This window comes from Tabrizicola sp. TH137 (genome assembly GCF_002855575.1).
Lineage (GTDB): Bacteria > Pseudomonadota > Alphaproteobacteria > Rhodobacterales > Rhodobacteraceae > Paragemmobacter.
On record NZ_PKRQ01000004.1, the window covers coordinates 194676 to 207593 of the forward strand.

Below are 12918 nucleotides of genomic sequence, written 5' to 3' on the forward strand. Positions count from 1 at the left end.
GCCCTCAATCCTCCACCTCCACCGTGGCCCAGGTCTCGAAACAGACCCCGCCCGCCAGCGCCATCACCCCGATGGTCGCCCGTCCCCCAAGCCCCCGCTCGCGCCCGAACACCTCGACGAACAGGTCCGACAGGCCGGAAGACACCTTGTGAACCTCCTCATAGTCCGGCGCGCAGACCACGAAATTCAACGTCCGCACGATGCCGCGCACGCGGTCCAGCGACCCGACCGCCTGCCTTATGCCGCCCAGCACGTTCAACCCCGTCCGCCGCGCCGCGTCATAGCCCTGCTCCGTCGTCAGGTCCGCGCCCAGCCGCCCCTTATGCGTGATCTCGGTCCCCACCTGCGCCACATGGCCGGACAGGAACAGAAGGTTCCCCACCCGGTGATAGGGCTTCATCGTCCCGTAATCCGCCCCATAGTATCCGATCCGGTCAAAGTCGGGGATATCCAGCCCCATCTCGATCGCCAGCCGCTCCGGTGTCATCGCATACCCCCATCCAGACAGCACCAGCCTGCCCCGCAGCCCCCATCCGGATCAAGCCGCTTCCGGCGTCAGCCAGGGCCGCAACAGCGCCATCGGATGCGCCCGCAGCGTCAGGCGCAGCGACACGTAATCCTCCACCACCTGCTCGCCCATCGTCATCTCGCGCAACATGACGCCGGGCTCCACGATCCCCTCGCCGTCGATATCCCCGGCAAACAGCGGCAGGGGCGCCCCCTCGACCAGCGCCTTCGCCGCCCAGAGCGCCTCGCGCCGCGTCACGCCCAGCGCGGCAAAGGCATCCGCCTCGGCCAGCCGCGCCAGCATCCGCGCGCTCACCCCCGCGCGGCGCCAGACATCCTCCACCACCGCATAGCCATTGCCCCGCGCCGCCACGATCCACTGCGCCTCTTCCTCCACCATCCCCTTGATCTGCCGGAACCCCAGCCGCAGCGCCAATCCCCCCCGCCCGTCAGGCTCCATCACATTGTCCCAATGGCTGGCATTGATGCAGGGCGGGCGCACCACCACCCCATGTTCCCGCGCATCCCGCACGATCTGCGCCGGCGCATAGAACCCCATCGGCTGGCTGTTCAGCAAAGCGCAGGCAAAGATCCCCGGATGATGCCGCTTCAACCACGCACTGGCATAAACAAGCAGCGCGAAAGACGCCGCATGGCTTTCGGGAAAGCCGTAACTCCCGAACCCCTCGATCTGCGCGAAACAGCGCGCGGCGAACGCCTCCTCATACCCATTCGCGGCCATCCCCGCCATGAACCGGTCGCGGAACTCGCTCACATTCCCATGTTTCTTGAACGTCGCCAGCGACCGCCGCAGACGGTCGGCCTCCGTCGGCGTGAACCCCGCCCCGATGATGGCGATCTGCATCGCCTGTTCCTGAAACAGCGGCACGCCCAGCGTCTTGCCCAGCACGCGCCCCAACTCATCGGACGGAAAACTCACCACCTCCTGCCCGTTCCGCCGCCGCAGGAAGGGATGCACCATATCCCCCTGAATCGGCCCGGGCCGGATGATCGCCACCTGAATCACAAGGTCATAAAAGGTCCGCGGCCGCATCCGCGGCAGGAAATTCATCTGCGCCCGGCTTTCCACCTGAAACACGCCCAGACTGTCCGCCCGGCACAGCATCTCATAGGTCGCCGGGTCCTCGGCCGGCAGGCTCGCCAGCGAATGCCGCAACTGGTGATGCCGCTCCATCAGGTCGAACGCCTTGCGGATGCAGGTCAGCATCCCCAGCGCCAGCACATCCACCTTCAATATCCCCAGCGTGTCGATATCATCCTTGTCCCAGCAGATGACGGTCCGATCCTCCATCGTCGCATTCTCGATGGGCACCAATTCATCCAGCCGCCCCTCGGTGATGATGAACCCACCGACATGCTGGCTCAGATGCCGGGGAAACCCCTGTATCTCGTCAATAAGCTGCATGGTCAGCGCCAGCCGCCGGTCGGTCGGGTCCAGCCCGATCTCCCTCAACCGCGTCTCGGTGATCTGGCCGGGTCCGCCCCAGCCCCAGATCTGGCTCGACATCGCCGCCAGCGTATCCTCGGTCAGGCCCATCGCGCGCCCCACCTCACGCACCGCCCGCTTGCCCCGGTAATGGATCACCGTCGCGCACAGGCCAGCCCGATGCCGCCCATAGCGCGCATAGATATGCTGGATCACCTCCTCGCGCCGCTCATGCTCGAAATCCACGTCGATATCCGGCGGCTCGTTCCGCGCCTCGGAAACGAAGCGCTCAAAGACCATCGTCCCGATCTCCGGGGAAACGCTCGTCACCCCAAGCGCATAGCACACCACCGAATTCGCCGCCGACCCCCGCCCCTGGCACAGGATCCCCCGCCCCCGCGCGAAATCCACGATGTCATGCACCGTCAGGAAATAGGGCTCATACTTCAGCTTCCCGATGAGGCTGAGTTCATGCGCCATCTGCGCCCGCACCCGCTCCGGCGCGCCATCGGGGTATCGCCAGTCCAGCCCCGCCCAGGCCAGCCGCGCCAGCCGCTCCGCCGCCGTCTCGCCCCCCGTCACCTCCGACGGATATTCATACCGCAACTCGTCCAGCGAAAACCGTAAGCCTGCCGCCACCTCCCCCGCCCGATGCACCGCCTCCTCATGGCCGGCAAACAGCCGCAGCATCTCGGCCTCCGACCGCAACCGCTGCTCGGCATGGGGCAGCGCACGGCGGCCCAGCGCATCCACCCGCACCCCCAGCCGGATCGCCGTCAGCACATCCGCCATCCGCCGCCGCGATCCGTGATGCATCAGGGGCAGCGCGCTCGCCACGGGCAGCACCCCAACCCCCTCCGCCAACCGCACCAACCGCGCGAACCGCGCCCGATCCTGCCCGTCATAGCGCGGCGCCATCAGCAGGAAGCAGGCCCCGGCAAAGCGCGAAACCAGCCGCGCCACCGCACCCCGCCACGCCTCCATCTGCCCCCGCGCAGGCGGATGGATCAGCATTCCCATCCCCGCCCCCCAGTCCAGCAGATCCTCCAGCGAAAGGTCACACTCCCCCTTCACCGCCCGCAACCGACCCGTTGAGATCAGCCGGCACAGCCGCCCCCACCCCGCCCGATCCTCCGGCAGGCAGGTCACCGTGAACCCGTCCCGCAACACGATCCGCGCCGCCGGGATCAGCCGCGTCCCCGGCCAGTCCCGCCCCTCCTCCGCCGCCAGCCGCGCCAGTTCCCGCGCATGGGCATGGGCGCGCACGATCCCCGCCACGGAATTCACATCCGCCACCGCCACCCCCGCCATCCCCATCGCGGCGGCACGCGCCATCACCTCCTCGGGATGCGACGCCCCGTGAAGGAAGGTGAAATTCGACAGGGCCGACAATTCGACAAAAGCCATGGGCAGCAGGGATTCGCAGATGTTCCGACAGGAACATTATAGGAACATTCGCATAAAGGACGAGTCCCCAAACCAGCCCCCCAAGCCGGATCAGACACCGTCAGACAGGATATCCACCGCTCACTCCGGCCTCTGCGACCCAAGCCTCAGAACCTGCGGAACGCCGCCTGCGGCAACCCCTCGCGCCAAAGACGATTGCGGTCCGCCTTCGCAGCCTTCGCATCCAAAGGCCCCGTCACCTCAACCCGTGCCATCCCATGCTCCGCCTCACGCATGACCGCACCGCTCCATCACCCTACGTCCCCCAAGATCGCCTCCACCGCCTCTTCCGCCGTCTCCACGAAGCGGAACAACCCCAGATCGGCCGCGTTGATCAGCCCCTGCTCCGCCAGCGCCTGCCAGTTCACCACCCCTTCCCAGAACGCCCGCCCAAACAGCAGGAAGGGCACCCGCTTCATCCGCCCCGTCTGGATCAGGGTCAGCGCCTCGAACATCTCGTCCAGCGTGCCGAACCCGCCGGGGAAAATGCAGATCGCCCGCGCCCGCATCAGGAAATGCATCTTCCGGATCGCAAAGTAGTGGAAGTTGAAACAGAGGTCCGGCGTCACATGGGCATTCGGCGCCTGCTCATGCGGCAGCACGATGTTCAGCCCGATCGACTGCCCCCCCGCCTCCGCCGCCCCAAGGTTGCCCGCCTCCATGATGCCGGGTCCGCCCCCGGTCACCACCACCAGCTCGCGCCCATAGCTTTTAAGGCTCTCCTCCGTGATCCGGAAAGACAGCTTCCGCGCCTCCTCATACCACCGCGCCAATCCCCCCGCAGGCCCTGTGCCATCCGCCCTGACCCGCGCCGATCCCATCACCACGACCGTGGACCGTATCCCCCGCTCATCCAGCACCATCTGCGGCTTCAGCAGCTCCAGTTGCAACCGCACCGGCCGCAACTCCTCGCGCATCAGGAAATCCGTATCGGTGAAGGCCAGCCGATAGGCCGGCGCCCGCGTCTGCGCCGTATCCGGCAACCGCTCCGCCGCCGCCGCATCCTCGGTGCTGTCGCGGAAAGGGTGCGCGCGTCCATCCTCCTTGGGGGTCATGCCGTTCCTCTTGTTGCATGGGCTTTCCGCCCTCTCTATAGGGTCGCACCGGACCAGACCAATCAAAACGGGGGAATTGCCGATGTCCTACGCCGCGCTCGAAGCCGCCATCGAATCCGCGTGGGACGCCCGCGACAGCATCACCCCCGCCACCAGGGGCGAGGCGCGCGATGCCATTGAGTCCACGCTGACCGCGCTCGACAGCGGCAAACTCCGCGTCGCCGAACGGCAGGCCGATGGGCATTGGCATGTCAACCAATGGGCCAAGAAGGCCGTCCTCCTCGGCTTCCGCATCAAGGATATGGAACATCACGCCGGCGGCCCCCAGGGCGGCGGCTGGTGGGACAAGGTGGACAGCAAGTTCCACGGCTGGGGTCCCGACCAGTGGAAGGCCGCCGGCTTCCGCGCCGTCCCGAACTGCGTCGTCCGCCGCTCGGCCTATATCGCCAAGGGCGTGGTCCTCATGCCCTCCTTTGTCAATCTCGGCGCCTTCGTCGATGAAGGCACCATGGTCGATACCTGGGCCACCGTCGGCTCCTGCGCCCAGATCGGCAAGAACGTCCATCTCTCGGGCGGCGTCGGCATCGGCGGCGTGCTGGAACCGATGCAGGCCGGCCCCACCATCATCGAAGACAACTGCTTCATCGGCGCACGGTCCGAAGTCGTCGAAGGCTGCATCGTCCGCGAAGGCTCCGTCCTCGGCATGGGCGTCTTCATCGGCAAATCGACCAAGATCGTCGATCGCGAAACCGGCAACGTCACCTATGGCGAGGTGCCCGCAGGGTCCGTCGTCGTCGCGGGCTCCCTTCCCTCGAAGAACGGCATCAACCTCTACTGCGCCGTGATCGTGAAAAAGGTGGACGCCCAGACCCGCTCCAAGACCTCGATCAACGAGCTTCTGCGCGACTGACCGGCGCCCCGACGGCAGAAAAGGCAGGGGCAGAGGGGGCAGGGGCAGGGCGCATCCTCCGCCCCTTCATCTTGGCCCAAATACTCAACCGCAACGCCTGCCCCCCACGCAACGCTGCCAGTTCAGAACCCGCCCCCGTAGGATGGGCCATCGGCCCATCCTGCCCAAGGAAAACGCCGCGCAAACCGCGCGGCGCCCGTAGGGCGGGGTTCACCCCGCCATCACCCCTAACCTCACATCACTTCCGAAAGCTTCACCACGCGCCCTTCGGCCACCGACTTCACCGCCGCATCGGCCAGGGCCAGCGCGACCAGCCCGTCCTCGCCCGTCGGCTCCGCCTTGCCCGTCCCGGCCATCGCCGCGATGAAGGTGGCAATCTCCGCCGCATAGGCCTCGGTATAGCGGGTCATGAAGAAGTCATGCAGCGGCGGCCGGGTATAGCCCGCCCCCGTCGCCACCTCGATGGAAACCGGGCGCTGGTTTTCCGCCGACACGGCCCCCTTCGACCCATGCACCTCGATCCGCTGGTCATAGCCATAGGTCGCGCGGCGCGAGTTCGAAATCATCGCCTGCTTGCCCGAGGCCGTCTTCAGCAGCACCTGAACAGAATCGAAATCCCCCGCCACGCCGATGGCCGGATCGACCAGCACCGCCGCCGTGGCGACGACCTCGGAAATCTCCTCGCCCAAGAGGAACCGCGCCATGTCGAAATCATGGATCGTCATGTCGCGGAAGATGCCGCCCGACCGCTTGATATAGTCCACCGGCGGCGCGCCGGGGTCGCGGCTGGTGATCACCACCATCTCCACTTCGCCCACCGTCCCCTTGTCGATCTCCGCCCGCACCGCGCGGAAATGCGGGTCGAAGCGGCGGTTGAAGCCCACCATCAACGTCCCCTTATGGGCCCGCACCACCTCCAGACAGGCCTTCACGCGGGCCAGCGACAGGTCGATGGGCTTTTCGCAGAAGACCGCTTTCCCCGCCTTCACGAAACGCTCGATCAGATCGGCATGGGTATCGGTCGGCGTGCAGATCACCACCGCGTCGATATCCCCCGCCGCCTCGATCGCCTCGATCGTCCGCACCTCGCAGCCATATTGATCGGCAATCGCCTGCGCGGCGGCAGGCATGGCATCCGCCACCGCCACAAGCTTCGCCTGCGCATCCCCCGTCACCGCCTTCGCATGCACCTTGCCGATGCGCCCCGCGCCCAGAAGCCCGAACCTGATCGCCATTTCACGTCTCCTCTGCCCCGTCTCGGGGGCGTTTCCATCAGGCCCCGTAGGCCCCGTTCACATTCTGGTCGAAATCCACCACGGCCCCGGTCATCACGCCCGACTCCGCGGACAGCAGATAGGACACCAGCCCCGCCACATGGCCCGGCTTCACCAGCATCCCGAAGGGCTGCTTCGCCTCCGCCTCGGCCAGCCAGCCATCACCCGCCCCGTGGAAGGCCCGCTGGATCGCATCCTCCCCCGGCGTGTCCATCCAGCCCACATTCACCCCGTTCACCCGGATGCGATGCGACCGCAGCGCATGGGCCGCATTCTTCGTGATATTGGCCAGCGCCGCCTTGCTGGCCGAATAGCCCGCCAGGAAGGGCTGCCCGCAATGGCTGCTCATCGTCACGATATTCACCGCCGAGGCCGGATGCCCCGCCGCCACCGCCGCCTGCGCAAAGCGCTGCAAGGCGAAGAACGGCCCCTTGGCATTGGTGTCCATCAACTCGTCCCACCCCTCGGGCGTCGTGTCCAGAATGGACCCCCGCGCCGTCGAGGCCGCCGCATTCACCAGCGCATTGACCGGCCCGAACCGCATCAGCGCCCGCTCCACCAGTTCCGCCGCCTGTCCCGCATCGGCCATATCCGCCGGCAGGAAGCGTACATCCGCCCCGCCCGCGCGCAGTCCTTCCGCCGCCGCCTCGCCCTTCAGCACATTCCGCCCCGAAATCACCAGCTTGCGGCAGCCCTCGGCCACCAACCTCTCGGCAATGGCCAGACCAAGTCCCTGCGCCCCCCCGGTGATGACGGCAACCGTCCCCGCATGATCCGGCATGATCCCCCCTCAGGAACCCGAAATCCGATTAACGGAACTTCTATTCCATTTTTACGTCGATTCAACCCGAATGTTCCACGATCCCCGGCCATCCTGACGAAGATCGTCAGACCAGCCCCAGCTCGGCATCAGACGCGATCCGGTCATACTTGTCCTTCGGCGGCATCGGCCGCCCCCGCCAATCCGGCTCGAACACGAAGGAAGACCGCGCCCGCCCCTCGGGCAGCGCCCCGTTCCCCTTGCCGACAGCATAGTCGTAATAAAGCTTCACGATCTCTTCTGCCGTCACCTGCTGCGCCGCCGGATGGGCCAGACAGGCCTCCCGCCACCGCGCCACGCGGGCAAAGGCCGGATCGTCGGGCAGGGCGAACCCCTCATAATAGTCCAGAAACCAGAACCGCATCATCAAGGGCGTATAGACAGCCTCCGCCCAACCGAACCGGTCGAAGAGGAACACGCCGTCAGGGTTGTGATGCCGCAGCATGTCATCCAGCCAGGCGTATTGGTCCAAAAGCGCCTGCCGCTTTGCCCCCGCCTGCGCCCGATCCCGGTTCATCACGTAGAGATAGCCCGCGTTGCCGAACGGCCCCTCGCGCGTGACAAACAACCGCTCCACCGCCCGCTCATAGGGATCGGCCCGCGCCACCGGAACCTCCGGAAACCGCTCCTCGAAATAGCGCATCAACACAAGGCTTTCCTTCAGGATGCGCCCATCCTCCAGTTCCAGCACCGGCAGCGCCGTCGTCCCCCGCGTCTTGGCCAGCAAGTCGGGGTCACGCGGCCGCGTGATGTCCACCACGCGGAACTCCACCGCCTCGCGCAACCCCTTCAGCGCCAGCAGGATCTCCACCCGTTGCGAAAACGGGCAGACGGGGATGTGATGGATGATCGGCTTGCCCATGGACGCCTCCTCTGGCCGGATGCTGGCCCGCATCCTGCCCCGCGCGCCCGACGCAGATCAACCCGAAAGCCCGGCCTCCGCCGCGATCTCCCGCGCCGATTTCCGCGCCCGCTCCGTGGCCGATTTCAACTGCCCGCAAGCCGCCATGATATCCTCGCCGCGCGGGGTGCGGATGGGGCTCGCATAGCCCGCCTTGTAGATGATGTCGGCAAAAGCCTCGATCCGCTCCCAATCCGACCGCTCATAGGGCGCGCCGGGCCATTCGTTGAAGGGGATCAGGTTGATCTTCGCCGGAATCCCCGCAATCAGCTTCACCAGCCGCCGCGCATCCGCATCGCTGTCATTCACGCCCTTCAGCATCACGTATTCAAACGTGATCCGCTCGCTGTTCGACAGGCGCGGATAGTCCCGCAGCGCCTCCAGCAGCGTGGCGATGTTCCACTTCTTGTTCACCGGCACCAGCCGATCCCGCACCTCGTCCGTCGTCGCATGGAAGGACACCGCCAGCAGGCAGCCGATCTCCTCCGCCGTCCGCGCGATCTCCGGCACGATGCCCGAGGTGGACAAGGTGATCCGCCGCCGCGACAGCGTCAGCCCCTCATTGTCCATCACCACCTTCATGGCATCCCGGACATTCTCGAAATTGTACAGCGGCTCGCCCATCCCCATCAGGACGACGTTGGACACAAGCCGCGTCTCATCCTTCGGCTCTCCCGGCTTCGGCCATTCCCCCAGATCGTCGCGCGCCAGCATCACCTGCCCGACAATCTCCCCCGCCGTCAGGTTCCGCACCAGCTTCTGCGTCCCCGTATGGCAGAAGGAACAGGTCAGCGTGCAACCGACCTGGGAAGAGATGCACAATGTCCCCCGGTTCTCCTCCGGAATATAGACCGTCTCCACCTCATGCCCGCCCGCGATCCGCACCAGATATTTCCGCGTCCCATCGGCAGAGATCTGGCGGCTCACCACCTCCGGCACCTCGATCACGAAATGCTCCGCCAGCAGGGCGCGGTAATCCTTCGCCAGATTGGTCATCGCCGCGAAATCGCGGATGCCGAAGTGATAGACCCATTGCCAGATCTGCCCCAGCCGCATCTTGGCCTGTTTCTCGGGCGTCCCCGCCGCAACCAGCGCCTCCCTCAACTGCTCGCGCGTCAGGCCGACGATATTGGTCTTCCCCCCCTCCGGCAGCTTGCGCGGAAGGGTCAGAACGTCCTGCGTGATGGGCGCATTTGCGGTCATGGCTGCGTGTCCAGAAAGGCCGGGAAGGCGTTCATATAGGGGATTCGCCCGAAAAACGAAAGCCACCCCCCACGCCCGCGCCTTGACCACCCCCCGCACGCCCCACATACTACCCAGTAGCACCGACCGAGGGCCTCAAGATGACCGTCAAATCCTCCATCTCCCTGACCGACCAGCAGGATGCCTTCGCCCGCCGCCTCGTCGCCGAAGGCCGCTTCAGCAGCCTCAGCGCGGTGATCCAGCACGGGCTGGAACTGGTCCAACGCGAGTCGGAAGGCTCGGACGCCCTCCGCGCGCTTCTGGACCAACGTCGTCAAGGCACCTTCATCAGCCAGCAGGAAATGGTGGCGAAGGTTGACAAGATGCTTTCCGACAAAAGGCGAGACCGTGGTCTGGCAGATTGAACTTTCTGACGTCATTGCCAGTGACCTCAGCAGTATCGAGGACTTCGTCTTTCACAGCGCCACTTCGCTTGGTGAACCGAAGGCACGGGCATCCGAAATGGCAGATCGCCGCATCCGGACGATCCTTATCGACCTCGGCACCCTGACCCGCGCCCCCTACCAGGGCACCCGCTGCCCCGAACTCGGCCAGAATACCCGCCGCGTCACCAAGGACCGCGCCGTCTTCTACTTCGACCTGAACGAAGACCGGCAGGTGATCCGCCTCCTCGCCATCTTCTTCGGCGGGCAGGACCATGATGCCCGCATCCTCGCCCGACTGCTCACCCCCGACTGAAACGAAAAGGCCCCCGAACCGGGGGCCAAATCCATTCAATTCTTGCAAGGCCTTACTGGCAGCGCGTCTCGGCTTCCGTCATCGCGGCGGTAAAGCCCCGCAGGCTGAACGTGTCGCGCGTCTGCGTCCCGCGATCCGACCGCGCCGACAGCACCGCCGTCGTCCCCGCCTTCATCGCCGCCAGAAGCTGCGCATCGGCCTCGGGCGTGGCAGGCCAGGCCCATTCGCCATCGGTGAACAGGTCATAGGAATTGCCGTCCACGTCGATCTGCACCGTCGAACCATTGGCAAAGGGATAGCCGCCGGTGAAGGAAATCTCGCCCGGCCGACCGGGGCGGAAGGTCACGAACAGCAGGATATCCCCCCGCCGCACCGAAACCGGCTGCCCGTCGCGGGTGTTGACCGTTTCCTTCGGGACGGTCACCCCCCAGCATTCCTTCGGTTCCTCTTCGGTGAAGACGTTCCAGTCCGACGTCACCGCCACGCGGTTGTCGGATTCCTGCGCCACAGCCGCAAAAGGGGCCACAAAAGCAAACGTTGACGCAATCAAAGCAGCGCCAGCGACGCGGCCGAACAGGGTGGTCATGGGGTCGGGCCTCCGCTTATGCCTCTCATCCGCCCACCGCCCTCGCTACCCTGCGGATAGACGGGCCTTTTCCTGTGGCGCGGACCTTGCCAACTCGATATCCCCTTGTAACCGATGAAGACCATTGCGCGAAAGCCCCATGGGCGACAATTCGCGCATCTGTGAGCGAGGAGTCCCCATCATGGCCGCCCCCCATCCGATGCCCCATCCGATGCCCCATCCGATGATCGAGCTTTGGCGCGGCGGCCTTCTCGAAAGCACCCATTCCGGCCATGCCGTCATCTGCGATGAAAGCGGTGCCATCGTCGAAAGCTGGGGCGATCCCGCCGCCGTCATCTTTCCCCGCTCCTCCTGCAAGATGATCCAGGCCCTGCCCCTGCTCGAATCCGGCGCGGCCGAGGCGCATGGCCTCACCGACCGCCAGGTCGCGCTGGCCTGCGCAAGCCATCAAGGGGCGGCCATCCATACCGAGGCCGTCACCCGCTGGCTTGCCGATCTCGGCCTCTCCGACGCCGATCTGCGCTGCGGCGCGCATGAACCCTATGACACGGCCGAGAGGAACCGCCTCATCAAGGCGGATGAAAAGCCCTGCCAGTGCCACAACAACTGCTCCGGCAAACATGCGGGCTTCCTCACCTTGAACCGCCACCTCAAGGCCGACCCCGAATATGTCGAGCTGGACCACCCCGTCCAGCGCGCCTCGAAACAGGCGCATGAAGAGGTGACGGGCGAAACCTCCCCCGGCCATGGCATCGACGGCTGCTCCGCCCCCAATTTCGCCACCTCCGTCCACGGCCTTGCCCGCGCCATGGCCCGCTTCGCCGCCGCCACCGGCACGGGCGACGCCCGCGACCGCGCCATGCACCGCCTGACCCGCGCCATGGGGCAATACCCGGAAATGGTCGCCGGCGAAGGCCGCGCCTGCACCGAACTCATGCGCGCGATGGAGGGGCGCGTGGCCATCAAGACCGGCGCCGAGGCCGTCTTCATCGCCATCATCCCCGAACGGAAGATGGGCATCGCCCTGAAAATCACCGATGGCGGCACCCGCGGCGCCGAAGGCGCCATCACCGCCCTCCTTGCCCGTCTGGGCGTCCTCGACCCCAACCACCCCGCCGCGAAGAAAAGGCTGGATGCGGTGCAAAAGAACTGGCGCGGCCGCGAAACCGGCATCCTCCGCGCCGCAGCGGGGTTTCCCGGCTGACCACGGCACAAAAGCCGAAAGGCCCCCGCCGCGCTTCGACGGGGGCCTCCGATTGTGACAGACGCTCCGGACCCGGTGCTTGGTGGGGGCTGTGATACCGACCCCGTCGCGTCGTCTGACCCTGTTCTCGCCAAACAAACGGGCGGAAATCGGATCGGATCAAGGAATCTTCGCGGTGTCTTCGCGGCAGGTCCAAGGCTACCCACAGCCTCGCATCACACACCCCTGCCCAGCGTCTTGATTTGCCGCGCCAAGGGGGTAATCTGGCCCCCCATGTCGGTGACCCCGCCAACCCCTTTCCCCATATCCGACCGGCTGTCCGAACAGGTCAGCTTCGACCGGCATGAGCTTTCGACCATCCTCACCCTCTATGGCCGCATGGTCGCCCTGGGTGAATGGCGCGACTACGGCATCGCCTCGCTGCGCGATCTCGCCGTCTTCTCGGTCTTCCGCCGCACGGCGGAACATCCGCTCTACCGGATCGAGAAACGCCCCAAGCTCCGCGCCCGTCAGGGCATGTATGCCGTGGTCGGGATGGACGGGCAGATCCTGAGGCGCGGCCATGACCTGTCCGCCGTGCTCAAGGTGCTGGAAAAGCGCCTGATCCGCCCGATCGACTGACCCGCATCAGCCCCGCAATCAGGGCTTCGCCACCGATTTCGTGCCCATCACCGTCGCCGGGCCGGGTTGCGGCGGGGTCCCGGCATCGGGCCAGGTCAGGTTCGGCAGATCAAAGACGATCCCGCCCCCGGCCAGCGCCGGACCGGACAGCATCGGCAGCGCCGCAAGCGACGCGATCAGGGCAAGGGGAAGCATCGGTTTCATTT

General features: G+C 66.2%; 14 protein-coding genes. 5 read left to right on the forward strand and 9 right to left on the reverse strand.

Going from position 1 to position 12918, the window contains the following annotated elements; all coding sequences use genetic code 11:
• Positions 1 to 4 precede the first annotated feature (4 nt).
• From C0V75_RS13640 to C0V75_RS13650, 3 genes are all read right to left on the reverse strand, one after another.
• Entirely contained in the window at positions 5 to 487 is a 483-nt protein-coding gene (locus tag C0V75_RS13640) for a RidA family protein (protein WP_101921509.1), read from the reverse strand.
• Between the two features lie 51 nt (positions 488 to 538).
• Positions 539 to 3361 (reverse strand): error-prone DNA polymerase, encoded by a 2823-nt coding sequence (locus tag C0V75_RS13645; RefSeq protein WP_101921510.1) that lies wholly within the window; start codon positions 3359 to 3361, stop codon positions 539 to 541.
• A 290-nt stretch (positions 3362 to 3651) separates the two neighbouring features.
• Positions 3652 to 4455 (reverse strand): TIGR00730 family Rossman fold protein, encoded by an 804-nt coding sequence (locus C0V75_RS13650; RefSeq protein ID WP_101921511.1) that lies wholly within the window; start codon positions 4453 to 4455, stop codon positions 3652 to 3654.
• A gap of 82 nt (positions 4456 to 4537) precedes the next feature.
• Here C0V75_RS13650 and dapD point away from each other — a divergent pair, with 82 nt between their 5' ends.
• The gene (gene dapD, locus C0V75_RS13655; RefSeq protein ID WP_101921512.1) at positions 4538 to 5365 is read left to right on the forward strand and encodes a 2,3,4,5-tetrahydropyridine-2,6-dicarboxylate N-succinyltransferase; all 828 of its coding nucleotides are present in this window, start codon (positions 4538 to 4540) and stop codon (positions 5363 to 5365) included.
• Between the two features lie 233 nt (positions 5366 to 5598).
• Here dapD and iolG read toward each other — a convergent pair whose 3' ends face one another.
• The 4 genes from iolG to rlmN all read right to left on the reverse strand — a co-directional run bounded on the left by iolG (position 5599) and on the right by rlmN (position 9563).
• On the reverse strand, positions 5599 to 6600 hold the full coding sequence (gene iolG / locus C0V75_RS13660) for an inositol 2-dehydrogenase (RefSeq protein WP_101921513.1): 1002 nt from the start codon (positions 6598 to 6600) through the stop codon (positions 5599 to 5601).
• 37 nt (positions 6601 to 6637) lie between these two features.
• Positions 6638 to 7420: an SDR family oxidoreductase gene (locus C0V75_RS13665; protein ID WP_101921514.1), complete on the reverse strand. Its 783-nt coding sequence runs from the start codon at positions 7418 to 7420 to the stop codon at positions 6638 to 6640.
• Positions 7421 to 7526: 106 nt separating this feature from the next.
• Positions 7527 to 8321, reverse strand: coding sequence for a glutathione S-transferase family protein (locus C0V75_RS13670; RefSeq protein ID WP_101921515.1), 795 nt, complete (start codon positions 8319 to 8321; stop codon positions 7527 to 7529).
• A gap of 57 nt (positions 8322 to 8378) precedes the next feature.
• Positions 8379 to 9563, reverse strand: coding sequence for a 23S rRNA (adenine(2503)-C(2))-methyltransferase RlmN (gene rlmN, locus C0V75_RS13675; protein ID WP_101921516.1), 1185 nt, complete (start codon positions 9561 to 9563; stop codon positions 8379 to 8381).
• Positions 9564 to 9703: 140 nt separating this feature from the next.
• Between rlmN and C0V75_RS13680 the strand changes: the two genes are divergently transcribed.
• Together C0V75_RS13680 and C0V75_RS13685 are read left to right on the forward strand one after the other, a co-directional pair.
• The gene (locus C0V75_RS13680) at positions 9704 to 9967 is read left to right on the forward strand and encodes a type II toxin-antitoxin system ParD family antitoxin (RefSeq protein WP_101921517.1); all 264 of its coding nucleotides are present in this window, start codon (positions 9704 to 9706) and stop codon (positions 9965 to 9967) included.
• Between the two features lie 97 nt (positions 9968 to 10064).
• The gene (locus C0V75_RS13685; protein WP_216821459.1) at positions 10065 to 10301 is read left to right on the forward strand and encodes a hypothetical protein; all 237 of its coding nucleotides are present in this window, start codon (positions 10065 to 10067) and stop codon (positions 10299 to 10301) included.
• Between the two features lie 52 nt (positions 10302 to 10353).
• On the opposite strand, the gene C0V75_RS13690 is transcribed toward C0V75_RS13685, so the two are convergent.
• The gene (locus tag C0V75_RS13690; protein WP_101921518.1) at positions 10354 to 10887 is read right to left on the reverse strand and encodes an invasion associated locus B family protein; all 534 of its coding nucleotides are present in this window, start codon (positions 10885 to 10887) and stop codon (positions 10354 to 10356) included.
• A 181-nt stretch (positions 10888 to 11068) separates the two neighbouring features.
• On the opposite strand from C0V75_RS13690, the gene C0V75_RS13695 reads away from it, so the two are divergent.
• Positions 11069 to 12091, forward strand: a complete 1023-nt coding sequence (locus tag C0V75_RS13695; protein WP_371410688.1) for an asparaginase — start codon at positions 11069 to 11071, stop codon at positions 12089 to 12091.
• Positions 12092 to 12364: 273 nt separating this feature from the next.
• Positions 12365 to 12712 carry a DUF2794 domain-containing protein gene (locus tag C0V75_RS13700; protein WP_101921519.1) on the forward strand — a complete coding sequence of 116 codons (348 nt, stop codon included), beginning with the start codon at positions 12365 to 12367 and terminating at the stop codon, positions 12710 to 12712.
• 18 nt (positions 12713 to 12730) lie between these two features.
• On the opposite strand, the gene C0V75_RS13705 is transcribed toward C0V75_RS13700, so the two are convergent.
• A complete protein-coding gene (locus tag C0V75_RS13705; protein WP_101921520.1) occupies positions 12731 to 12916 on the reverse strand; it encodes a hypothetical protein in 186 nt (61 codons plus the stop codon).
• Between the last annotated feature and the right edge of the window lie 2 nt (positions 12917 to 12918).

Coding starts and splice junctions, on each gene's coding strand:
- C0V75_RS13700 (WP_101921519.1), top strand. CDS start 12,365: ATGTCGGTGACCCCGCCAACCCCTTTCCCCATATCCGACCGGCTGTCC.
- dapD (WP_101921512.1), top strand. CDS start 4,538: ATGTCCTACGCCGCGCTCGAAGCCGCCATCGAATCCGCGTGGGACGCC.
- C0V75_RS13680 (WP_101921517.1), top strand. CDS start 9,704: ATGACCGTCAAATCCTCCATCTCCCTGACCGACCAGCAGGATGCCTTC.
- C0V75_RS13695 (WP_371410688.1), top strand. CDS start 11,069: ATGGCCGCCCCCCATCCGATGCCCCATCCGATGCCCCATCCGATGATC.
- C0V75_RS13670 (WP_101921515.1), bottom strand. CDS start 8,321: ATGGGCAAGCCGATCATCCATCACATCCCCGTCTGCCCGTTTTCGCAA.
- C0V75_RS13690 (WP_101921518.1), bottom strand. CDS start 10,887: ATGACCACCCTGTTCGGCCGCGTCGCTGGCGCTGCTTTGATTGCGTCA.
- C0V75_RS13640 (WP_101921509.1), bottom strand. CDS start 487: ATGACACCGGAGCGGCTGGCGATCGAGATGGGGCTGGATATCCCCGAC.
- C0V75_RS13705 (WP_101921520.1), bottom strand. CDS start 12,916: ATGAAACCGATGCTTCCCCTTGCCCTGATCGCGTCGCTTGCGGCGCTG.
- C0V75_RS13665 (WP_101921514.1), bottom strand. CDS start 7,420: ATGCCGGATCATGCGGGGACGGTTGCCGTCATCACCGGGGGGGCGCAG.
- iolG (WP_101921513.1), bottom strand. CDS start 6,600: ATGGCGATCAGGTTCGGGCTTCTGGGCGCGGGGCGCATCGGCAAGGTG.
- rlmN (WP_101921516.1), bottom strand. CDS start 9,563: ATGACCGCAAATGCGCCCATCACGCAGGACGTTCTGACCCTTCCGCGC.
- C0V75_RS13650 (WP_101921511.1), bottom strand. CDS start 4,455: ATGACCCCCAAGGAGGATGGACGCGCGCACCCTTTCCGCGACAGCACC.
- C0V75_RS13645 (WP_101921510.1), bottom strand. CDS start 3,361: ATGGCTTTTGTCGAATTGTCGGCCCTGTCGAATTTCACCTTCCTTCAC.
- C0V75_RS13685 (WP_216821459.1), top strand. CDS start 10,065: ATGGCAGATCGCCGCATCCGGACGATCCTTATCGACCTCGGCACCCTG.